Source organism: Sporosarcina sp. BI001-red (assembly GCF_003384035.1).
Lineage (GTDB): Bacteria > Bacillota > Bacilli > Bacillales_A > Planococcaceae > Sporosarcina.
In genome coordinates this window covers 167311-189368 of the sequence record NZ_QQAK01000009.1, presented here as the reverse complement: position 1 = coordinate 189368, position 22058 = coordinate 167311, and the positions used below count along the sequence as shown (strand labels likewise).

Here is a 22058-nt window from a genome sequence, read left to right as displayed (position 1 = left end):
TGATAACTATTCTTTACTGCGTACTCTATTGTAGTAAACTTGTCATACTATGTCCATATTTGTACTCGTTAAGCGCGAAATTTCTGTACTACTACAGACTTAACCTGTTTACTTATTACTTTTAGAACGGTCTAACCTGTAAACATACGCCAGAACTTCTGACACAGCTTGATAAAGCTGGTCAGGAATCGTCTCATTCACTTCTAGTTGGCCGAGTAATTCTACTAGACTCGGGTCTTCTTGTATGGGAACACCATGTTCTCGCGCTTTTTCGAGTATATTCTCCGCAATTTGACCTTTTCCTTTAGCTGTCACTTTCGGTGCTTCATTGAGTTCAGGTAAATAGGTCAATGCGACTGCTTCACTGCGCTTATATCGCTTTTCACTCATATCCGGAAATCGACTCCTTGTGTTCCACTATCTGTGGATAAGTTAGACTTAGTCGGAGTAATCAATTCTTCTTGGAATGGTTTGAATCGGACAGCCGATAGCTGATATCCTTCTGCATCCAATCCTTCTGATAGCTTGTCTTGAAGCAATTCCCCTACCATTTTTAAAGTTGGATCTTCATTGAAAATAGTCAACGTAACGACTTTGTTCTGTACTTGCATATCCACAACAGTTTTTTTGAGGGATTCTAAATCCAGGTAAAACAAGACACGTGCATGATTCGGATCAATTTTTCCATCTTCTTTCATCCGGCCGTTCCATTCCAACGTTGCGTCAATTCTTTTCCCTTGCAACTGGAGTGGTACTTGCATGATTATCTGCTGTTGCACGCCTGATTCAGTGGATTGCAAAAGTTGACCATTCAGTCTCGAAACGGCTGTTTCTGCCGCTTCGCGAAGTGGAGCTCCTGCCACTCCTTCTTGCAAAAGTGCGACTAGCTGCGGTTTCAAAGAGTCCTGAATTTGCGCAATATGAGGATCTTTTGATACAAGACTTGCTTCATAGTGAACGCCCATTTTTGCCAATATAGATTGAATGGCTTGTTTAACCGTGCTCCCTGAGAGTTCTTCACTTGTCGCAGCTTCTGCTGCAGCTAAGAAAGAGTGAATGACCGGCGCTTCCGACTGCATCGCTTGCTTAACAAGTGCAGGGAGTTTGTCCGGTCCTTCTTGAGCATCGAGTATCGCTTGCAATAGAGCAGGCATCCCAGTTTGCACTGAATTCGGTGTTGCGCTTGGAACAACTGCTGAGTTATTCCGTGGATTCGGGTCAGTATTCACTATAGACTGAGCAGGATTTTGACTAGGTAGCATTTGCTTTGTAGCTTCACTGAATAATGTCTCACTAAATTTGGCTAGTAATGCACTTGCAGTCTCATTTGATTGGGAATGGACTGTTAAGAAATTTGTTAGTTGAGTTTTCACGCCTGTAGGCAATTCCGATTGTTGAATGATTCGTTGGAGTTCTACGGAATCTCCTAGAGACAGCTTAGTTGCCCCATTTGTCGCTTGTAGAAGAGATGTTATCACTTGCTTCGCGTCCATTTTAGGTCCATTTTCCAGTGATACAGTAGCACCCGAAGTAGCATTGGTTTGTTGTGTCATTTGTTTTTCAACTGTCGGCTGTTGGTCATAGTTTGTTTTAGATGAACTGACAAGTTTCGCTAAAACGGCTGGCAGATTAGCTAGTGATGTTTGCGCAGGTAATATTCCTGCTGTCTTCAAAAGTTGGACGGCTTGGAATCGAAGTTCGGGAGGAGCTGATTTGTCTAGTGCAGTCGAAAGAGTTTGTGCCAACAGGTTGCCGCCATTTTTTTCCAGTAGCGGCTGTTTTATTTGTTGAAGAATTGTTTGGATATCCATCTTTTGAGTAGCTGGTATTTTAGTGTCTGTGTTGACTGCCTGTTGAAGTGTATCAAGAACACCTTGAAGTCCAGCTTTCGTTTCAATGCCCATCATTGCTTGAAATAATTGGGGAGTTATGGGTAACTTAAGGGATACTAGCTTCCCTAAAGATTGCAGCGCTTCCTGCTGTTGTCCAGGTGAAGTTTCCTTCAGAAGTGTTTCACCAGCTATTAATGATTCCCGTGTGATCGGAATTTGCTGCTTCATGAAAAAGTCCACAAGTTTACGCATTTCAGGTGTCTTAGTAAGTTGTAATGTATCGAGCAAACTACCTATTTTCGTACTTTGACTTTCTCCTTGCGCGTGCGGTCCAGAGACTAGTTTTAACTGCAATTCAGGTTCAGTCGCTTTCACTTGAAAGTAATAAGAGTCTCCTGCTTTTAGAGGGACTTCTAATTTTGCATTCAGCTTCTGGTTGCCAATTTGAACTTCCGCCATTTCACCCGGGTATAGCTGTTTGATGGTCCCGTGGAAAAGTTGCCCTTCTCTTAGTTGAGCGGGCTGTGTGGTTTGTATATTTCCTAAATTAGCTGAGCTAAGGTTCGGAGTTATAGAGGGATTGTTCATAAGGTGTCCCCCTTTCTTGCAAGCATTGTTTTAATCGGTTCAAATGTCTTACGATGGTGGATGGATGGACCGCACTCTTCAAGAGCCTTTAAGTGCTCGGGCGTTCCATAGCCAGCGTGATTATCAAACCGGTACATGGGATATTCCTTGTGTAAGTCGTCCATCAACTGATCTCGCGTCGTTTTCGCGAGTATGGAAGCAGCAGCTATCGCTAAACTTTGAGCATCTCCTTTTACAATGGAGGCAGACGGGCAGTTTACAGTCAGTGTCATCGCATCCGCAAGAACTTGGACGGGTTCAACAGGCAATGTCAAAATCGCCTGTTCCATTGATTCGCGTGTCGCTGCGTAGATATTGATTTCATCGATTCGCTTAGCAGATTGTACATGCACGGACCAAGCTACTGAGATGCGTTTGATGATCTCTGCAAGACGTTCCCGTTCTTTCTTCGGGATCTGTTTAGAGTCATCCAAACCGATCAACTCGTCTGCTTCAAGTGGTAAAATGACAGCTGCTGTTACAACTGGCCCCGCTAAAGGGCCTCTCCCAGCTTCATCTGTCCCCGCAACTTGAGCACCTTCATATGGTGCAAATGATGCATCAAACTGCTGTTTCTCTATGTGGCTAGCCTTTAAAGCACATCGTTTGTCATAAGTACGAGTCCAGCTGTTTAACGCTTGTTGGACGCCTTTACGTGAATCCTTAGTCAACTCTACCATCCATGGTTCAGGCTCGTTCGTTTCTTTTAGTTGTAATTTAATTGCTTGTATTGTTTTCACATGCTCACCTTCCATTCCTCGTCAATTCCATATTTCTTTTATCGGTCACTCCATAGACTTTTAGATATGCAAAAGCCGAAGCCGGGTGCCGGCTCCGGCTAGGTCACTCCTGTTCTTCTGTCCAGTCGAATGTCAACCTTCCAAAGTTTCCATTCCTGACATCTTGGATGATTAGCTCTGCAACTTTATCATAGTCGATTTCTCCGCCAGTCGTATAGGCTTTACGACGAGCACCTACCGCTTCAAACAATTCTGCTGTATTGTTCTCGATAGAAGCAAAGCCATAGCGTTCTTTTAATCGATCGGAATACCGATTCGATAAGAATGTTAGTCCATACATCGCTAGTTCTTCCATGTTCACAATCGTATCTTTAATGGCCCCAGTTAACGCAAGCTTTTGGCCTGTCTCCGGATCTTCAAACTTAGGCCATAAAATTCCCGGAGTATCGAGTAGTTCCAATTCTTTTTCATACTTGATCCATTGCTGGGCTTTTGTGACCCCCGGTTTATTTCCCGTTTTCGCAATGTTCTTATGGGCAAGTCGATTGATCAGAGTGGACTTCCCAACGTTTGGAATACCAACGATCATTGCGCGAATCGCCCCAGGACGAATTCCACGTTTTTTCATCCGCTCGATTTTAGGCGCTAGCACTTCTTTCGCTACTTTAGTTACCGTCTGCAACCCTTTTCCTTCGAACGAGTTAATTGCAACTGCACGAATACCTTGCTCATCGAAAAACCGTATCCATTTAGCCGTTTCATGCTCATCAGCCAAATCCATCTTATTCAAAATTAATATTCTCGGCTTTTGATGAATGACTTCATCAATCATCGGGTTCCGAGAGGATAATGGAAGTCGTGCATCTACAAGTTCAAATACAATATCTACAAGTTTCAACTGTTCGGTTACTTCTCTTCGGGCTTTCGCCATGTGACCGGGAAACCACTGAATGGTCATTTGCTCCCCCTACTTTCTCAATCCACTAGCCCGATATCATTCAACGGCCAGAAAACAAATTTTGTCGTGCCTATAATTTCATCTATGTCGATTACACCAATGTGACGGGAGTCATTACTTTTTCTTCGATTATCTCCCATTACAAATACGTGTCCTTTGGGTACGGTTTTTTGTTGAATTTTCTCATCGAGCGTAAAGTCTTCAGTCAACGTACCTTCTGTAATTTCTTTTTTATACGCATCCAAATAAGGTTCCGGATACGCTTGATCATTTATATAAAGAACATCATCTTTGTATTCTACGGTATCTCCAGGAAGCCCAATGACACGTTTAATATAGTCTTTTTGTTCTGGTGCATGGAATACAACGATATCGAAACGTTCCGGCTTACCTATCGTATAACTGATTTTGTTCACAATCATTTTGTCACCGTTTTCGAGTGTCGGCATCATCGAGACTCCATCTACCACAATCGGCGTGAAGAGAAAAACACGAATGACCGCTGCGATTCCAAATGCAATAAGTAGCGCTTTCACCCATTCAAAGGTTTCATTTTTCTTGTTCTTTTCGTTCATGCCATTGCCCCCTGTAGTCTATTAAACCTATTGTACCTTCAATTCGACTTAGAGGCAAAAAGAAAGGAGGCCGTATAAACGGTCTCCTGATCTTTCTATGCTTATCGAAGTTCTTTGATACGTGCAGCTTTTCCGCGTAGGTTGCGAAGGTAGTACAACTTCGCACGACGTACTTTACCACGACGAGTCACTTCTAATTTTACGATTTTTGGTGTGTGTACAGGGAATGTACGCTCCACGCCAACACCGTTAGAGATTTTGCGAACTGTGAATGACTCACTGATTCCGCCTCCACGACGCTTGATAACGACACCTTCAAATAGCTGAATACGCTCACGCGTTCCCTCAACGATTTTTACGTGCAAACGCACTGTGTCTCCCGGACGGAATGACGGTAGATCGCTTTTAAGCTGATCTTTTGTAATATCTGCAATTAGTTGTTGCATAACTTTTTCTCTCCTATCCTTAGAGGCTCTTGCGATATGTAATCGCAGCGGAACATCAGTTTAGTATGTGCCTACATAGAAGCACATATATCATAGTACCATAAAATTGCATTAAGCGCAATACTCATCGGTTAGATTTCAGTCGCTTCAACGTCTTTTCTTGCTCAGGCGTTAACGTTAGTTTATCTAACAGGTCGGGACGACGTTCGAGTGTCCGCTTAAGCGATTGCTCCATGCGCCACTTGTCAATTTCACCATGGTTGCCTGACAATAATACATCCGGCACAGAATGACCTTTATAAGTCGCTGGACGTGTATAGTGTGGATGCTCAAGCAATCCTGTTGAAAAAGAATCCTCCACGGACGACACGTTATTCCCAAGCACTCCAGGCAGTAAGCGCACAACGCTATCTATGATCGCCATCGACGCAATTTCACCGCCTGTTAATACAAAGTCACCGATGGACAGCTCATCTGTCACGAGATGCTCGCGGATTCGTTCATCATATCCTTCATAATGCCCGCATATGAAAACCAGATTCTCCTCTGACGCCAACTCCTCAGCTTTAGCCTGGTTGAAGCGTTCTCCCTGGGGACACATCAGAATGACTCGCGGTGGCTTAGCAGCACCCTCTGTGACAGCTTCAACTGCATTGAAGAGGGGTTCTGGCTTTAATACCATCCCCGCACCACCGCCATAAGGATAATCATCGACTTTATGGTGCTTGTTCTCAGAGTAATTTCTGAAATCAATTACTGAAAATGAGACAGCATTGTTCTCTTGCGCCTTCTTTAAAATTGAAGTATGAAGGACCCCTTCGAACATTTCCGGGAATAACGAGAGAATACTGATATTCATCATGAAAGAAGCCCTTCCATGACTTCAATTGTGATTTTCTTATTTTCGATATCAATCTCTTTGACGATATCTTCAATATAGGGAATATAGTGCGGTTTGCCTTGAGCTGGCGTGACTGTCCAAACGTCGTTTGCGCCAGTTTCCAATATGTCTGTAACAGTGCCGATTGTTTCTCCTTCAAGTGAGACCACATCGCAACCGATGATTTCGTGATAATAGAATTCGTTCTCTTCAAGTTCACCAAGTTGCTCTTCTGATATTTTTAGCATACCCGTTTTGTATTTTTCTACATGGCTAAGATTGTAGTGATCTTCAAAAGTGAGTAAGTAGAAGTTTTTGTGACGGCGCGTTCCAGAGATTTTAAGTTTGATGGGTGTTGTTTCGTTTGGCATGAACAGGGATAGTTCACTACCGACTACGAATCGCTCTTCTGGGAAGTCTGTCCGAGGTGTGACACGTACTTCTCCTTGCACTCCATGTGTATTGACGAGTTGTCCGACGTTATACCATTGCATGGTTCATTCACTTCCTTTGTTCGTTTATAGGGCTGAGGAATTCAGTGGTATAGAAAAAGAGAGGAACCGAGGCTCCTCCCTTTACGCAGTGTTAGTCAACGATATCCAGGTAAACTCGTTTACCTCGGTGGCTGCCTGCAGCTGATGTAACAATTGTCCGTATCGCACCTGCGACACGTCCTTGCTTCCCTATGATCTTCCCCATGTCTTCTGGGTGAACCGAAAGTTTGTAGGCAACCCGATTCGCTTGTTCATCCTGTTCGATGTGAATCGCTTCGGGATAATCGACTAACGGTTTTACGATTGTCTTAATCAGCTGCTCCACTAGCGCACCTCCTGATTACTTGCTAAGTTTTGCGTTATGGAATTTCTCCATGATGCCTTGTTCAGAGAACAAGTTACGAACTGTATCAGATGGCTTTGCGCCTTTCTGCATCCAATCCAAAACTTTTGCTTCATCAATTTTCACTTCAGCCGGCTTTGTAAGCGGGTTGTAAGTTCCAACTGTTTCGATTTGACGGCCATCACGAGGAGCTCGTGAATCTGCTACTACGATACGATAGAAAGGTGATTTCTTTGCACCCATACGTTTAAGACGAATTTTTACTGACATTTTTAGTTGCACCTCCGAATAGTTTCACACAAGATAGTATATTATCAAGCTTTTTGTTGTTTGTAAAGTGTTTTTTCTTAACACCTTATTTTTTTCAATGAATTACTTAAAAAAAGCATCCATTCCAGGCATTTTCATCTTCTTTTTACCACGTTGCTGTGCACCTGTCATTTGTTTCATCATTTTTTTCATCTCTTCAAATTGCTTTAATAATCGGTTGACCTCCTGAATCGAAGTCCCTGATCCTTTTGCAATTCTCTTTTTACGGCTTGCATTAATCATCTCAGGGGTAGCGCGCTCTTGTGTTGTCATCGAGTAGATGACTGCTTCCACTTTCCCCATTTGACTTTCATCAACTTTGGCATTGTCCAGACCTTTGATTTTATTGAAACCTGGCATCATTTTCAAAATTTCATCAAGCGGGCCCATTTGTTTCACTTGCTGTAACTGATCAAGGAAATCATCTAACGTGAATGTCTGAGTACGAAGCTTTTGTTCGAGTTCTTTCGCTTTGTCCTCATCTACATTTTCTTGGGCTCTTTCGATGAGTGACATGACATCACCCATACCAAGAATTCGAGATGCCATACGTTCAGGGTGGAACGGCTCAAGCGCATCCATTTTTTCACCCATACCGACATACTTGATCGGCTTTTGAGTAACGGAACGAATTGAAAGCGCTGCACCGCCACGGGTATCGCCATCAAGTTTTGTTAGAGCGACACCTGTAATACCAATCGAATCGTCAAAGTTCTTCGCCACGTTTACAGCGTCTTGACCGGTCATCGAGTCGACAACGAGGAACACTTCATCAGGTGATGAGAGTTCTCGTATATCTTTCAATTCCTGCATCAGTTTTTCATCAATGTGTAAACGTCCAGCAGTATCAATAATAACAACGTCATTATGATCCTCATCTGCCTTTTTAAGTGCTTGACGAACAATTTCCACAGGAGAAACATCCGTACCCATTGAAAAAACTGGGATCGTTAATTGCTTCCCTATGGTTTCAAGTTGCTGGATCGCAGCTGGTCGATACACATCTGCGGCGACAAGTAACGGAGACTTGTTATTGCGTTTTCGTAAGGAATTTGCAAGTTTCCCTGAAGTTGTTGTTTTACCAGCACCTTGCAACCCGACCATCATAATGACTGTTGGTGCCTTCCGAGCAAATTGAATACCCGTTTGCTCTTCCCCCATCAACTTTGTGAGTTCATCTTTTACAATTTTCACAACTTGTTGACCAGGTGTCAGACTCTTCATGACGTCTTGACCGATCGAACGCTCGCTAACTGTTTTCACAAACTCTTTAACGACTTTCAAATTGACATCCGCTTCAATTAACGCAAAGCGGACTTCTCTCATCATTTCTTTTACATCAGCTTCACTAATTTTACCCTTGCCTGTGATTTTTTGAAGCGTCCCTTGCAGGCGCTGCGCTAATCCTTCAAAAGCCATGCATAGAGCCTCCTTAGTCGTGTTCTTTAATTTGCTGTAGTAGCATCTGCACTTCATCTGTCAGCGCTTTTTCTGTGGAAAGTCGCTGTTCGATCTGTTCGATTAACGTTGAGCGTTCTTGGAATTTATTGAACAACCCTAGTTTTGCTTCATAGTCTTCGAGCATCGCTTCTGTTCTGCGGACATTATCATAGACAGCTTGTCTGGACACTCCGTATTCCTCCGCAATTTCGCCTAGTGACAAATCATCGAGGTAATACAGTTCCATATAAATGCGTTGCTTATCCGTCAACAACGATTGATAAAAATCAAAGAGGAAGTTAACACGTGTCGTTTTCTCTAGCATGCACAATTCCTCCTCAGACCTTCTCTTAATAGTAGCTGTTGCTCCAACCTCCGTCAAGGCATTTTACTTGTCTTATTCCTTTTCAGCTTCCTGATCTGCTTCCAATTCCAACCCGTCCGCAAAAAGGCCGTACACGTATTTCTCTGGGTCGAATGGCTGCAAATCATCGATGCCTTCACCTAGCCCTACAAACTTAACGGGGATGTTCAACTTGTTCCGGATTGCGAGAACGATTCCACCTTTTGCAGTACCGTCCAGCTTCGTAAGAACAATCCCAGTCACGTCTGTAGCTTCTTTGAACGTTTCTGCTTGGACCAATGCATTTTGACCTGTTGTCGCGTCAAGTGCGAGTAGCACTTCATGAGGTGCTCCAGGGATTTCACGGCCAATAACGCGATGTACTTTTTGCAATTCGTTCATCAGGTTTACTTTGTTTTGTAATCGTCCCGCTGTATCGCAAATCAGTACATCCACATTACGTTTTTTTGCAGCATTAACAGCGTCAAACATAACGGCTGCAGGATCTGAACCTTCGGACTGGCGAATCACTTCAACTCCAGCACGTTCGCCCCAAACGACTAGTTGGTCAATTGCTCCGGCGCGGAATGTATCACCTGCTGCGAGCATGACAGTCTTTCCTTCAGCTTTCAAACGAGATGCCAGTTTACCAATTGTCGTAGTCTTTCCTACTCCGTTCACTCCTACCATGAGTAGAACAGTAATTCCGTCTTCTTGGATATTCAAACTGTTGTCACTTTCACCTTGAGAATTATAGATTTCAACGAGTTTTTCAGAAATAACTGTCTGAATCCCAGCTGTATCTTTAATATTCTTACGTTGGACTTCGACTTTTAGCAGGTCAATCAATTCCATCACTGTCTCAAATCCAACATCTGCTTGCAGCAATACCTCTTCCAATTCTTCGAAAAACTCTTCATCGATTTCACGGAAGCGGGCTACCAAATCATTCACTTTAGATGTGAATGATTCGCGCGTTTTAGTTAAACCATCTTTGAATTTACCAGTGACCGAATCATTCGTGCCCGTGATTTTCTCTTTCATCTTCTTAAAAAAAGACATCATTCTCACATTCCTTTATCAAATTATGGTGTACTTAACACAGTTTCAGGAACTTCGGACATTTTTACGGAAATGAGGCGGGAAACTCCAGATTCCTGCATTGTAATACCGTACAAGACATCGGCACCTTCCATCGTTCCTTTTCGATGCGTAATGACAATGAACTGCGTATCCTCCGAAAACTTCTTCAAATAACGGCTGTAACGAATGACATTCGCTTCGTCCAAAGCAGCCTCGACTTCGTCCAATATACAAAATGGTACTGGACGGACTTCGATAATGGAAAACAGTAACGTAATTGCAGTTAACGCACGTTCTCCTCCTGAAAGAAGGCTCAGATTCTGTAGTTTTTTCCCGGGTGGACGAGCGATGATATCCACACCTGTTTCAAGTAAGTTCTCTGGGTCTGTTAGAACTAGGTCCGCTTCACCACCACCAAACATTTCCTTGAAAACGGAACGGAACCGTTGTTGTACAGCGTCAAATGTAGAAATGAATCTCGTCTTCATTTCCATATCCATTTCGGACATCGCTTCTTCTAACGTTGTTTTTGCTTCAAGTAGGTCGTTTCGCTGGTCTGCTAGGAAGGTGTGTCTTTCGAGTACTTCCTTGTACTCTTCAACTGCTCCTGGATTCACTGGGCCTAAGGATTCTACCTCTCGTTTCAACTGCTCCACACGAGCTCGAACTTCCGTCGCATTAAACTCTTCAGGTACTTCATTATCAGGATGGAGTCCATAGTCTTCCAACAAACGCATAAGAACAGACTCCAGTTTCACTTCATTCCTTGAAAACGCGACATTCAAATTGCCAAGTTCAGATGTGACAATCCGGATTTTGTCAGAAGTCTTTTTTAATGAGGCCTCTTGCTCGTCACAAGAGAGCGCAAGCTGACCCCGTTCTGTGCGTTTAGTGAGTAATTCTGATTTCACTTCCGTAACGATAGTTGTCTCTGCAGCTATACGCTGTTCAATTTCTTCAGGGGTTAGCACTTCTCCTTCTTCTTGACTAGCAAAAAATTGAAGTTCATCTTCCGTTTGAACATATTTGCGTTTTGCATCTTGAAGTTCTTGTTCTGCTGTTGTAGCTAGAGAAGACCGATTGGTAACTTGTTCACGTAAAATTGCTGTTTCCTCACGTAGTTCACTATAGCGCTCTCGAAGCGCCTGCTCTTCGTTGCGACGATCTGCAGCGAGGCGTTCCAGAGAAGCAACAGAAGTTTGAATTTCTTCTTGTTGTGCTGACAAACGTTCACGTTGCTTATGAAGTTCCTCTCGTTTTTCAAGCAATGAACTACGCGTGTCCTCTGAACCTTTTCGTCCAGCTTCAATCGTTTTTCGTTCAGATTCAGCAGTTCGGATCTCAAAGGTAGTCTCTCGAAGTTTTGAGTCCAGGCGAGTAATCGCAAGCTGAAGTTCATCCGTATATTGCGCAGAAGTGGAAGTTTTTTGCATTTCACCAGCAATCGTCAGTTTGATGGCACTTAATTTTTCTTCAGCGGCACCAATTGAATGATTCAACTGGTCAAGTTGGCTCGTCAATGTTTCCAGTTCTGCTTTTCGGGAGAATACAGTCGATTGTACTTTTGAACCTCCGCCTGTAAGCGAGCCCCCCGCATTCACAACGTCGCCATCGAGAGTGACAATGCGGAAACGATAGCCAGAAAGTTTAGCGATCTCAGATGCACCATTCAATGTTTTTGCGACAATGGAAGCCCCTAGTAAATTTGCCGTCACATTTCGATAAGCTGGTTGAACCGTTACAAGTTGGTCACCTGTTCCAACGAAGTCAGGATGATGATTGACTTTCGATAAAACATCCTTCGGAACAAAACGTGCCTTCATCACATCGAGCGGTAAAAATGTTGCACGACCGGCATTCTTCTTTTTCAGAAAGCCGATGGCAGCTCTTGCATGCCGCTCCGTTGTCGCAATGATATGTTGCATGGCCCCACCGAGCGCTGTCTCCACCGCTTTGATATATTTTTTATCAATAGAAATCAACTCGGCTACAGCGCCTTCAATTCCTTGGAGTGTTCCGGCTTGTTTTGCTACAAGTACTTCTTTAACACCTGAATAAAATCCAGAGAAATCAGCTTCCATACTTTTTAAAGCGCGCAGTCTTCCTTGAAGTTCATAGCGCTTATTAACAGCTTGCTGATGCATTGTTTTTGTCTCTTCAAGCTGAGTTTCTGTTTTTTCAAGTTGCGTGCGATTCGCGGCTCCTTGTTTCGTCACTTCTTCCATGTTTCGCTTAAGTTTTTCAAGTTCAGCAGTCTGCTGTTCTCTCAACTTATGAAGTGTATCCAGTTTGGATCGCAGCGTTTCAGTTTGCTTATCTGTCTTTTCAGATGAATACTGCTCACCTGTTAGGCGTTCTTCGATATGCTTCAACTCATTGCGCACGGTGGCTTCTTCGTTCAGGACTTCAATATAAGTCGATTTTAGATTTTCAATTTCTTGTTCAGTTTCTGCAAGTGAGCGTTTCAACTTTCTAGAAATCGACGTCATTTCTTCCGTCTTCCTTGATAATTGAAGTTCCGTTTCATGATTATGTTGTGTGAGTTCTGTTCTTTTGGCTTCCAGTTGTCCAAGCGTATGCTTCAAGCTTTCCAAATTCTCTGTAAGACGCTTGGAGCGATCTTTAACATTTCGTTGCTTTTCTAACGAGAGAAGTCGTCGACCTTCCCACTTTTCAACTTCAGAGCTTGATATTACATGTTGTTCTTGAAGCTCTGATATCTTTTGATCTAGTGAAGTGAGTAAGGCTTTAGCTTGTTGGACCTGTTGTTCAGCAGTATTCGCTTCTTTTTCCAGCTCTACTTTATGTTTCGACTTGTTTTCCATATCTATCTTGTTATTCAACAGTTCCGTTTGCAACTGTGATGCTTCAACGTTAAGAAGACGGACATCGGAATCTCTTAGTTCAGTCACAAGCTTCCCATGCCGTTCAGCAGCGAGAGCATTAGCAGCGAGTGGTTCCATCCGGTCATCCAATTCTTTCAAGATATCTAAAATTCGATCCAGATTATCGTCTGTTTCAATAAGCTTGAATTCGGCTTTCTTTTTGCGCATTCGATACTTCAAAACACCAGCAGCTTCGTCAAATATGCTTCGCCGATCTTCAGGTCGACTATTTAAAATTTCATCAACTCGTCCTTGTGAGATGATTGAGAAAGCTTCTTTTCCTAGACCCGAGTCTACGAAGACATCGTTAATATCTTTTAATCGACATGCCTGCCCATTCAGTTGAAACGAACTTTCGCCTGACCGGAAGACCCTTCTACTTACACTGATTTCAGTATAATCAAGCGGAAACAGACCTGTTGTGTTGTCTAGAATCAATGTCACTTCTGCAAAGTTCAAAGCTTTTCTAGAATCACTGCCAGCAAAAATGACATCTTGCATTTTCGCTCCTCGCAGCGATTTGGCAGATTGCTCCCCTAGTACCCATCGAATAGCATCGATGATATTACTTTTGCCGCTTCCATTTGGTCCAACAACAGCTGTGACACCTGGCACAAATTCAATAGATACTTTTTCGGCAAATGATTTAAATCCAATAATTTCAAGACGTTTTAAAAACACGTTCAGCTCTCCTCTTTCGTATGCTCATCCAGTAACTGCTGGATCGCCTGACGAGCCGCTTCCTGTTCTGCTTCTTTTTTCGATCTCCCGATACCTTCACCTATTTTTTTGTCTCCAAGTTGAACGTATGTGAGAAACTTTTTCGCATGTGCAGGACCTGATTCTTCTACAATCCGATAATTAAGCTGTCCATGATTTGTCTGCTGGACAATTTCTTGTAATCGGCTTTTGTAATCCATCACATGCGAAAAAGCTCCAAGTCCAATTTTCGGGAATACCGTACGTTCTAGAAAATCAATTGACACATCAAATCCTTGATCAAGATATAGGGCTCCGATGAATGCTTCAAACACATCTGCTAGTAGGGCAGGTCGTGTTCGTCCACCAGTCAACTCCTCGCCTTTTCCTAAAAGGATATACTCTCCAAAGTTAAGTTCGGTAGAGAATGTCACAAGAGACGGTTCACAAACTATAGCGGCCCGCAATTTCGTTAGTTCTCCTTCACTTTTGTTCGGTTCAGTTGCAAATAAATATTGTGACACAGCCAGTTCAAGGACGGCATCTCCTAAAAACTCCAACCGTTCATTGTCCGAGTATTTCTTACCCCGATGCTCATTTACATAAGATGAATGGGTAAATGCATTGTACAGCAAGAATACATTCTCAAAGCGCACTTCAAGTCGCTCTTGCAGTTCCTCAAACTTTTTCCGGACCGCTACTGGTAACACGGTCTTCGCCGGCTTATCGTTTACTTTTTTATTCGTTGTCATTCATTAAATCCGCCCTTCTATAACAAGTTCTTCTTTATTCTACCCTGTCTGCTAGCGTAGTGCAAAATGGAAAAGAGACACTCCCGACCTTTTTGAAAGGTCGAAAGAGTCTCTGCGCTAAACTCATTTAGTTTTTTCTTCGATATATGAGACAGCACTTCCAACTGTACTGATCTTTTCAGCATCATCATCAGAAATTTCCATGTCGAATTCGTCTTCTAGTTCCATAACTAATTCAACAACATCCAATGAGTCTGCACCAAGATCATCAGTGAAAGAAGCTTCTGGTTTCACTTCACTTTCATCGACTCCCAAACGGTCGACAACTACCTTTGTAACACGCTCTAAGACTGTAGCCACTGTATTTCACCTCCTTTCAAAGTAAAAAGCGCAGGCAGCCTGGTTAGGGGCGACGGGTGCTGGAGGAGAAACCGTCAAGGTGCTCTTTACCTTGTCGGTTTCTCTGAAGCAACCCCGAGCCCCTGGCTGCCGCAGCTGGATTAAGAGAAAAGCGCAGGTGGCCGGGTAGAGGCGACAAGCGCTGGAGGAATTGAACAACAGGACGCTTTTTGTCCTGTTGTCATATTCCGAAGCGACCCCGAGCCTTTGGCCACCGGAGCTGGATTATAAGAAAAGCGCAGGTGGCCGGGTAGAGGCGACGGGCGCTGGAGGAATTGAACAACAGGACGCTTTTTGTCCTGTTTTCATATTCCGAAGCGACCCCGAGCCTCTGGCCACCGAAGCTGGATCAAGTAAAAAGCGCAGGCAGCCTGGTTAGGGGCGACGGGTGCTGGAGGAGAAACCGTCAAGGTGCTCTTTACCTTGTCGGTTTCTCTGAAGCAACCCCGAGCCCCTGGCTGCCGGAGCTGGATTAAGAGAAAAGCGCAGGTGGCCGGGTAGAGGCGACGGGCGCTGGAGGAATTGAACAACAGGACGCTTTTTGTCCTGTTTTCATATTCCGAAGCGACCCCGAGCCTCTGGCCACCGGAGCTGGATTATAAGAAAAGCGCAGGTGGCCGGGTAGAGGCGACGGGCGCTGGAGGAATTGAACAACAGGACGCTTTTTGTCCTGTTTTCATATTCCGAAGCGACCCCGAGCCTCTGGCCACCGGAGCTGGATCGTGCCCCTGCCCGCCGTTGATTTCCATTTCAGGTGGACGCTTTCCGAGGGGCTTGATATCAGCCTCCTCAGTCGCATGGCTCCTTGCGGGGTCTTCGATCTTCGCATTTCCCTCCGGAGTCGCCACCTTCCACTTCAATAAACTAGGTTCAAGTTGAAAAATTCCAATTCTACATATTGAAACACGTCCAACTTACATCACCATGCCGCCATCTACATTCAGCACTTGTCCAGTTACATAGGACGCGTCATCGGATAAGAAGAAGGCAACGGCTTTTGCGACGTCTTCAGGACGTCCTAGCGATCCTAACGGAATCCCACTGAGCAACTGATTTTTCATATCGTCGCCTAATGCATCTGTCATGTCTGTTGTGATGAATCCCGGTGCGACTGCATTGACCGTGATTCCGCGAGACGCAAGTTCTTTTGCTGTCGTTTTCGTAAGCCCGATCACGCCAGCCTTCGCTGCTACATAGTTTGCTTGACCTGGGTTCCCTGCGATTCCTACAACTGACGCCATATTCACGATACGCCCTGCACGCTGCTTCATCATCTGTCTGGAAACCGCTTTTGTACATAAGAAAACACCTTTTAAATTCGTATCAATAACAGCATCCCACTCGTCTTCTTTCATCCGCATGAGCAAATTATCTTTCGTAATTCCTGCGTTATTGACGAGTAGATCAATCGAGCCGAATGTTTCAAGGGTTTGTTCCATAAGAGCTTTGACACTATCAGCAGATGTCACATCCGCCTGGAATGCAATCGCTTTTCCACCATTCGCTTCGATTTCTTGAACTACTTGCTCCGCTCGTTCCTGACTTCCGCTGTAGTTAACCGTCACATTAGCTCCTTCACGAGCCAGTAACAATGCAACTTCACGTCCAATCCCTCTGGAAGCACCTGTCACTACCGCTGTTTTCCCTGTAAATTTCCCCATTATGACCACTCCTTCGACGCTTCTACGACTGCATTCAGTGTCTCTTCATCGTATACTGGCCAAACCGTTGCACTTCTATCGATTTTACGAACAAGCCCGCTCAACACCTTACTGGGGCCACACTCGATGAACTGCGTTACTCCTAAGTCAAGCATTTGACGAACAGATTCTTCCCATCTTACAGGTGACGACAATTGGTCGATTAACAACCGTTTCACTTCAGTGCTTTCTGTCACGGGTTGAGCCGTCACATTAGCAATGACCGGAACCTTTGCTTCGTTCATCTTTATACTTTCTAGCACATCACCGAGTTTTCCTGCCGCTGGACGCATAAGTTCTGAATGGAAAGGTCCACTCACATCAAGCATGAGGGCACGTTTAGCTCCCGCTTCTTTCAAGCGGACACACGCCTCATCCACACCTGCTTTTGTTCCCGAAATAACCACTTGACCCGGGCAGTTAAGATTTGCAGGCTGAACAAGATTCCCTTCAGAGGTAACCTGTCTCGTTACTTCTGTTAGTGTTTCCAAATCAAGACCAAGGATTGCAGCCATTGCGCCTTCACCAGCAGGCATCGCTTCATTCATGAATAATCCACGTTTGTGAACAGTTTTCACTGCATCTTCAAACGAAAGAACTTCAGATGCGTATAGGGCTGTATACTCTCCCAAACTATGACCAGCTGTAAAAGAAGCCTGAATTCCTGCTTGCTTCAGACGGTCTGCAATCATCGCACCTACAGTTAGCAATGCAGGTTGGGCATTATAAGTGACTGTCAGTTCCTCTTGAGGTCCTTCTGTCATCAATTTGCTTAATTCGAATCCTAATTCGTGATCTGCTGATTCAAAAAATTGCTGACTTTCTTCTTGTGCCGCCAATTCAACACCCATCCCCACTTTTTGAGAACCTTGTCCCGGGAATAGAAATGCTACCTTTGTCATCGTGTCTCCTCCTCTTTAATGGTTTCACGAATTGTTTCGCTCACGTGATGTTCCGCCATAATACGTGCTTGACGAATCGCATTTTTCACTGCATTTGCATTAGACGAACCGTGTGCCTTAATTACTGGGGATTTCAATCCGAATAACCCTGCCCCCCCATACTCTGTATAATCCATTTGTTTTTTCAGACCACGCAAATCATCTTTTACGAGGGCTGCAGAGATTTTTGTTTTAACAGAAGATGCAAACACATCTTTTATCATGGAAAACAAACCTGAAGCAGTTCCTTCAATCGTTTTTAATACCATGTTGCCGGTAAATCCATCAGTCACAGCTACGTCAGTTGTGCCTGTTAACAAATCGCGAGCCTCAATATTCCCGATAAAGTTTAAGGGAGCTTTCATCAACTCATCATAGGCAGCTTTAGTTAAGTCATTCCCTTTGCCTGGTTCTGTTCCGATATTCAACAAGCCCACACGTGGGTTTTGAATCCCCCGAACTTTTTCTGCGTAAATACTTCCCATAATTGCATATTGAACGAGTTGACTCGGTTTTGCATCCGCATTCGCACCGACGTCTAGCAAAACGAATCCTTCTCCGCCAATCGTTGGAAGGGTTGGTGCAAGGGCAGGTCGTTCAATCCCTTCAATTCGACCAATGATAAACAGCCCAGCGGCCATCAAGGCTCCTGTATTTCCTGCTGACACACAAGCGTCTGCTTCACCGTCGTTCACCGCCTGTGCCATGCGAACCATAGAAGCATCTTTTTTTCTTCGCACTGCTCGTACAGGCTCATCTTCAGGTTCGATGATTTCACTGCAATGATGCACCGTTAATCGTTCGTGCGCTGTTAAAAAAGGCTCCATTTTTGTTTCGTCGCCAAACAGCTGTATATGTATGTCATTAAATTGTTGAAGACTGTGCATTACGCCTGCGATGATTTCCTTGGGTGCATGGTCGCCACCCATCGCATCTACTGCGATTTTCATTCGACTTCCCCCTGACTCGTTCGCGTGGATCGATACATTTGAAACTCCCCACTGAAGACCTTTTCATCTCCAACTGTGGAAGTCACTTCAACAAGAGTCCGATTGTCCCTTTTTCCTCGGACAACGGCTCTAGCTATGACACGATCTCCTGCTTTAACCGGCTTGACAAAGTGTAGCACAGACTTTGCAGTAAGTGCGAGCTCATCATCAAGAACAGCAACAGCTAATGAATTCGCTTGTCCAAACAAATGGTGTCCTCGGGCGATACCACTTTTTCGGAACACGTGAAGTGGCGTAATATCGAGAATTGATATTGCTTTGCTATCCAACTCAATATCGATGATTTCACCAATCACTTCTTCTTGTTGCAGCGCTTTTACTTTATCCGCAATTGTTTCGTTCGCCGCAGTCCTCATGCGTTCCCTCAGTTCAGGAATTCCGCATTCAAGACGATCCAACCGAATGGTCTGCACGCTCACGCTGAAGTGCTGTGCGATTTCCTCATCCGTTAAAAAAGGGGTCAATTCCAACAGCTGTGCCAGCTGATGCTGACGATCTTTTTTAGATACTCGCACCATAGTCACTCCTCACGTTTAGCACTTGGTAATAGTAACAGTATATAAAGATAAAAAAAAGAATGCAAGAGGGGACATTCTCTTTGCATTCCAAAATTCGCATCGTCTGACTACTTTCAAAAAAATAGGTGCCGTATTCAGCTGTTAATCAATACGCTCATTTTGTAATACGCCTGATTCTTCCACAGTTGTCCGGAGACTCTTATAATCGGGATCTGTCCAGAATGAATCCATTTCAAGCAACTGTTCTGCATCTTGTCGAGCTGTTTCCAACGCGCGATAATCATGGATTAAATCGGCCATTTTAAATTCCGGCAATCCACTTTGCTTCTTCCCGAAAAAGTCGCCCGATCCACGGAGCTCCAGATCTTTTTCAGCCAATAAAAATCCATCATTCGTTTCTGCCATCGTCATCATGCGCTCTTTACCTTCTTCTGTCTTCGGGTCTGCTAACAACACACAATATGACTGATCTGCCCCACGACCGACACGTCCCCTTAATTGATGGAGTTGTGCAAGGCCAAAGCGCGTCGCGTCATAAATCAGCATAAACGTTGCATTTGGTACGTTGACCCCTACTTCTACAACAGTCGTTGACACTAAACAATCAATTTTGCCTTCACTGAAATCACGCATGACCTCATCTTTTTCATCAGAGTGAAGCCTTCCATGCATGAGCCCCACTGTAAACCGACCCGCAAAATACGTCGATAGCTGTCCGAAGACGTCCACGGCATTCTGGACATCCAATGTATCGGATTCCTCAATTAGCGGACAAATGACATACGCTTGCCTACCCGCTTGCAGTTCTTTTTCCATTCGACGGAGAACTGGAGCGAGTGAATCTTCTTTTAACCAATGGGTTTCGATCTCTTTTCGTCCCGCCGGCATTTCGTCCAACAAAGAAACATCCATTTCACCGAACACCGTAATTGCCAGTGTTCTTGGAATGGGTGTTGCCGTCATAAAGAGCACATCAGGACTCTCCCCTTTGTCACGAAGCACTCGACGCTGTTCGACGCCAAATCGGTGTTGCTCATCCGTGATAACCAGACCAAGCTTTCCAAAATTCACATCTGGCTGAATGAGCGCATGCGTTCCAATCAGCAAATCGATTTCTCCAGTCTCAAGCCGCGCGATGATCTCACGTCGCGCTTTCCCCTTCGTGGATCCAGACAAGAACGCAACCGCTACACCAACAGGTTCAAGCCAGCTAGCCAGTGTCTCGGCATGTTGTTCCGCAAGAATTTCTGTAGGAGCCATGAGAGCCCCTTGGAAACCTGCCGTGATGGCTGCATATAGCGCAATAGCTGCTACAACCGTCTTTCCTGACCCTACATCTCCTTGAAGCAAACGATTCATACGTAATGGACTTTTCAGTTCTACACACAACTCATTGACCACCCGTTTTTGAGCGCCTGTCAACTCGAACGGAAGACTAGCAATGAATTGCTTCAATTTTTCCAAGTCATACCCAATGGTCGTGCCTTTCCCTGCGGCTTTACGCACTTTCTTGAGTGCAGCCATCTTCAACTGAAAGTGTAGCAATTCTTCATACACAACACGACGTCGTGCCTGCTTCACGTCTTCTGGACTGTTCGGAAAGTGAACCATCTCAAGCGTTTCCGCTATTCCTGGAAGTTTATACGAGTTAAGCAACTGCATAGGCAACGTTTCAGGAATTTCTCGCGTCACCTCGTCTAGCGCTGTTCTCATCCACCGCCGGAACGTCGGTTGCTTGACAACACCTTTCAGACTATAAACTGGTTCAAAATCAGACTGTCCGATTTTCGGACCGTCTTTAAAATTGTTCACATTGATGAGCTGTCTTCCTCGGTCCCATTTTCCTGTGATGGTCACGATTTGTCCTGGATTTAGTCGATCTTTTAAATAATGTTGATTGAAAAATACCGCTTTAATAAGATGGTTGCCGACTAACAACTGAACTTGCATTCGGGAACGCTTTTTCCCGGTAAACAGGACGGATGGAACACTCTCCACCCGTCCTTCTATCGTTACACGTTCCGCGTGTGGAGTTTCAGACAAGTCTTTCAGTCTAAAATCCTCATGCCTGTATGGAAACATCATAACTAACTCTTCAATTGTTTCGACACCTAATTTTTCAAGCTGCTCGCCAGCTGACTTGCCAATCCCTTTTAGTTCGGTAACGGGCTCACTTAGTGACCGTGTCACGTGATTCTTTATCCTTACCGAAGATTTTCGCTTCCAACGCTTTACCTGTCGGGGTAGCTGCAAGTCCACCTTTTGCGGTTTCACGCAAAGCAGATGGCATCGATTGACCGATTTTGTGCATTGCTTCAATGACTTCATCGGTCGGAATAACGCTTACGACACCAGCAAGTGCCATGTCCGCACCAACGAGTGCTTTAGCTGCTCCCATTGCATTACGCTTCACGCACGGCACCTCGACGAGCCCTGCGACCGGATCGCAGACGAGACCGAGCATATTTTTCATCACTATCGAAAAGCCTTCTGCACTTTGCTGTGGCGTTCCTCCAGCCATTTCAACAATCGCGGCCGCCGCCATCGATGCAGCAGAACCCGTCTCAGCTTGACACCCTCCTGCAGCACCGGAAATAGATGCATTATTCGCTACGATAAATCCGAAAGCTCCTGTCGTAAACAAATAATTGACCATCTGTTCGCGCGTCGGATTAAGTTTGTTTTTAACAGCAAACAACGTACCTGGCACAATCCCTGCAGCTCCAGCTGTAGGAGTAGCGCAAATCAGTCCCATTGCTGCATTCACCTCATTCGTAGCGACCGCTTTACTGACTGCATCTAGCAATAGTTCTCCAGACAAAGATTTACCTGTTTTCATGTAGTTTTGAATAAGAACTGCATCGCCACCCGTTAAACCGGATGGAGAATGGACGCCTTTCAATCCCTCTTCCACAGAATTTTCCATGACTGCTAAGTTGTTTTCCATTTGTGCAAATATTTCTTCACGTGATCTACGCGTCAACAACATTTCTTGACGAATCATAATCTCCGAAATAGGTTGTTGCTCTTTTTCAGCAACTGCGACAAGTTCCTTTACGTTTGAAAATAAAATATCCATTATAG

General features: G+C 44.5%; 21 protein-coding genes and 1 pseudogene. All 22 read right to left on the bottom strand.

Features of this window, described 5'->3' with window-relative positions:
* Window positions 1-108 precede the first annotated feature (108 nt).
* Entirely contained in the window at window positions 109-390 is a 282-nt protein-coding gene (locus DVB69_RS02730; protein ID WP_116016310.1) for an EscU/YscU/HrcU family type III secretion system export apparatus switch protein, read from the bottom strand.
* Window positions 387-2420: a hypothetical protein gene (locus DVB69_RS02725; protein ID WP_116016308.1), complete on the bottom strand. Its 2034-nt coding sequence runs from the start codon at window positions 2418-2420 to the stop codon at window positions 387-389. Before DVB69_RS02725 ends, DVB69_RS02730 begins: the two co-directional genes overlap by 4 nt.
* A complete protein-coding gene (locus tag DVB69_RS02720; protein ID WP_116017158.1) occupies window positions 2417-3199 on the bottom strand; it encodes a ribonuclease HII in 783 nt (260 codons plus the stop codon). The genes DVB69_RS02725 and DVB69_RS02720 overlap by 4 nt, the downstream gene beginning before the upstream one ends.
* A 103-nt stretch (window positions 3200-3302) precedes the next feature.
* Entirely contained in the window at window positions 3303-4157 is an 855-nt protein-coding gene (gene ylqF, locus DVB69_RS02715; RefSeq protein ID WP_116016306.1) for a ribosome biogenesis GTPase YlqF, read from the bottom strand.
* A 17-nt stretch (window positions 4158-4174) separates the two neighbouring features.
* On the bottom strand, window positions 4175-4732 hold the full coding sequence (gene lepB, locus DVB69_RS02710; protein ID WP_116016304.1) for a signal peptidase I: 558 nt from the start codon (window positions 4730-4732) through the stop codon (window positions 4175-4177).
* A gap of 101 nt (window positions 4733-4833) precedes the next feature.
* Complete coding sequence (gene rplS, locus DVB69_RS02705; RefSeq protein WP_116016302.1) at window positions 4834-5178, bottom strand: 50S ribosomal protein L19; 345 nt, start codon at window positions 5176-5178, stop codon at window positions 4834-4836.
* A gap of 124 nt (window positions 5179-5302) precedes the next feature.
* The gene (gene trmD, locus DVB69_RS02700; RefSeq protein ID WP_116017156.1) at window positions 5303-6037 is read right to left on the bottom strand and encodes a tRNA (guanosine(37)-N1)-methyltransferase TrmD; all 735 of its coding nucleotides are present in this window, start codon (window positions 6035-6037) and stop codon (window positions 5303-5305) included.
* The gene (rimM, locus tag DVB69_RS02695; RefSeq protein ID WP_116016300.1) at window positions 6037-6552 is read right to left on the bottom strand and encodes a ribosome maturation factor RimM; all 516 of its coding nucleotides are present in this window, start codon (window positions 6550-6552) and stop codon (window positions 6037-6039) included. Before rimM ends, trmD begins: the two co-directional genes overlap by 1 nt.
* Window positions 6553-6643: 91 nt before the next feature.
* Entirely contained in the window at window positions 6644-6877 is a 234-nt protein-coding gene (locus tag DVB69_RS02690) for a KH domain-containing protein (RefSeq protein WP_116016298.1), read from the bottom strand.
* A gap of 15 nt (window positions 6878-6892) precedes the next feature.
* On the bottom strand, window positions 6893-7165 hold the full coding sequence (gene rpsP / locus DVB69_RS02685; protein ID WP_039041903.1) for a 30S ribosomal protein S16: 273 nt from the start codon (window positions 7163-7165) through the stop codon (window positions 6893-6895).
* A 102-nt stretch (window positions 7166-7267) separates the two neighbouring features.
* Window positions 7268-8623, bottom strand: coding sequence for a signal recognition particle protein (gene ffh, locus DVB69_RS02680; RefSeq protein ID WP_116016296.1), 1356 nt, complete (start codon window positions 8621-8623; stop codon window positions 7268-7270).
* Window positions 8624-8636: 13 nt separating this feature from the next.
* On the bottom strand, window positions 8637-8969 hold the full coding sequence (locus DVB69_RS02675) for a putative DNA-binding protein (protein ID WP_116016294.1): 333 nt from the start codon (window positions 8967-8969) through the stop codon (window positions 8637-8639).
* 72 nt (window positions 8970-9041) lie between these two features.
* Window positions 9042-10049, bottom strand: coding sequence for a signal recognition particle-docking protein FtsY (gene ftsY, locus DVB69_RS02670; protein WP_116016292.1), 1008 nt, complete (start codon window positions 10047-10049; stop codon window positions 9042-9044).
* Between the two features lie 23 nt (window positions 10050-10072).
* The gene (gene smc / locus DVB69_RS02665) at window positions 10073-13636 is read right to left on the bottom strand and encodes a chromosome segregation protein SMC (RefSeq protein WP_116016290.1); all 3564 of its coding nucleotides are present in this window, start codon (window positions 13634-13636) and stop codon (window positions 10073-10075) included.
* A 2-nt stretch (window positions 13637-13638) separates the two neighbouring features.
* Window positions 13639-14406 carry a ribonuclease III gene (rnc, locus tag DVB69_RS02660; RefSeq protein WP_116016288.1) on the bottom strand — a complete coding sequence of 256 codons (768 nt, stop codon included), beginning with the start codon at window positions 14404-14406 and terminating at the stop codon, window positions 13639-13641.
* A 123-nt stretch (window positions 14407-14529) separates the two neighbouring features.
* Entirely contained in the window at window positions 14530-14766 is a 237-nt protein-coding gene (locus DVB69_RS02655; RefSeq protein ID WP_025785086.1) for an acyl carrier protein, read from the bottom strand.
* Window positions 14767-15719: 953 nt separating this feature from the next.
* A complete protein-coding gene (fabG, locus tag DVB69_RS02640; RefSeq protein ID WP_116016282.1) occupies window positions 15720-16466 on the bottom strand; it encodes a 3-oxoacyl-[acyl-carrier-protein] reductase in 747 nt (248 codons plus the stop codon).
* Entirely contained in the window at window positions 16466-17407 is a 942-nt protein-coding gene (fabD, locus tag DVB69_RS02635) for an ACP S-malonyltransferase (RefSeq protein WP_116016280.1), read from the bottom strand. The genes fabG and fabD overlap by 1 nt, the downstream gene beginning before the upstream one ends.
* Window positions 17404-18396 carry a phosphate acyltransferase PlsX gene (plsX, locus tag DVB69_RS02630; RefSeq protein WP_116016278.1) on the bottom strand — a complete coding sequence of 331 codons (993 nt, stop codon included), beginning with the start codon at window positions 18394-18396 and terminating at the stop codon, window positions 17404-17406. Before plsX ends, fabD begins: the two co-directional genes overlap by 4 nt.
* Window positions 18386-18971, bottom strand: a pseudogene (gene fapR / locus DVB69_RS02625) (transcription factor FapR); the annotation flags it as partial. The pseudogene fapR and the gene plsX, both read right to left, overlap by 11 nt.
* Before the next feature lie 144 nt (window positions 18972-19115).
* Window positions 19116-21164: an ATP-dependent DNA helicase RecG gene (recG, locus tag DVB69_RS02620; RefSeq protein ID WP_233505306.1), complete on the bottom strand. Its 2049-nt coding sequence runs from the start codon at window positions 21162-21164 to the stop codon at window positions 19116-19118.
* Window positions 21145-22053 (bottom strand): L-serine ammonia-lyase, iron-sulfur-dependent, subunit alpha, encoded by a 909-nt coding sequence (gene sdaAA / locus DVB69_RS02615; RefSeq protein WP_233505305.1) that lies wholly within the window; start codon window positions 22051-22053, stop codon window positions 21145-21147. Before sdaAA ends, recG begins: the two co-directional genes overlap by 20 nt.
* Window positions 22054-22058: the final 5 nt, after the last annotated feature.

Coding starts and splice junctions, on each gene's coding strand:
- DVB69_RS02725 (WP_116016308.1), bottom strand. CDS start 2,420: ATGAACAATCCCTCTATAACTCCGAACCTTAGCTCAGCTAATTTAGGA.
- ftsY (WP_116016292.1), bottom strand. CDS start 10,049: ATGTCTTTTTTTAAGAAGATGAAAGAGAAAATCACGGGCACGAATGAT.
- plsX (WP_116016278.1), bottom strand. CDS start 18,396: ATGAAAATCGCAGTAGATGCGATGGGTGGCGACCATGCACCCAAGGAA.
- sdaAA (WP_233505305.1), bottom strand. CDS start 22,053: ATGGATATTTTATTTTCAAACGTAAAGGAACTTGTCGCAGTTGCTGAA.
- fabG (WP_116016282.1), bottom strand. CDS start 16,466: ATGGGGAAATTTACAGGGAAAACAGCGGTAGTGACAGGTGCTTCCAGA.
- ylqF (WP_116016306.1), bottom strand. CDS start 4,157: ATGACCATTCAGTGGTTTCCCGGTCACATGGCGAAAGCCCGAAGAGAA.
- fabD (WP_116016280.1), bottom strand. CDS start 17,407: ATGACAAAGGTAGCATTTCTATTCCCGGGACAAGGTTCTCAAAAAGTG.
- DVB69_RS02675 (WP_116016294.1), bottom strand. CDS start 8,969: ATGCTAGAGAAAACGACACGTGTTAACTTCCTCTTTGATTTTTATCAA.
- lepB (WP_116016304.1), bottom strand. CDS start 4,732: ATGAACGAAAAGAACAAGAAAAATGAAACCTTTGAATGGGTGAAAGCG.
- rplS (WP_116016302.1), bottom strand. CDS start 5,178: ATGCAACAACTAATTGCAGATATTACAAAAGATCAGCTTAAAAGCGAT.
- DVB69_RS02730 (WP_116016310.1), bottom strand. CDS start 390: ATGAGTGAAAAGCGATATAAGCGCAGTGAAGCAGTCGCATTGACCTAT.
- ffh (WP_116016296.1), bottom strand. CDS start 8,623: ATGGCTTTTGAAGGATTAGCGCAGCGCCTGCAAGGGACGCTTCAAAAA.
- rpsP (WP_039041903.1), bottom strand. CDS start 7,165: ATGTCAGTAAAAATTCGTCTTAAACGTATGGGTGCAAAGAAATCACCT.
- rnc (WP_116016288.1), bottom strand. CDS start 14,406: ATGACAACGAATAAAAAAGTAAACGATAAGCCGGCGAAGACCGTGTTA.
- rimM (WP_116016300.1), bottom strand. CDS start 6,552: ATGCAATGGTATAACGTCGGACAACTCGTCAATACACATGGAGTGCAA.
- trmD (WP_116017156.1), bottom strand. CDS start 6,037: ATGAATATCAGTATTCTCTCGTTATTCCCGGAAATGTTCGAAGGGGTC.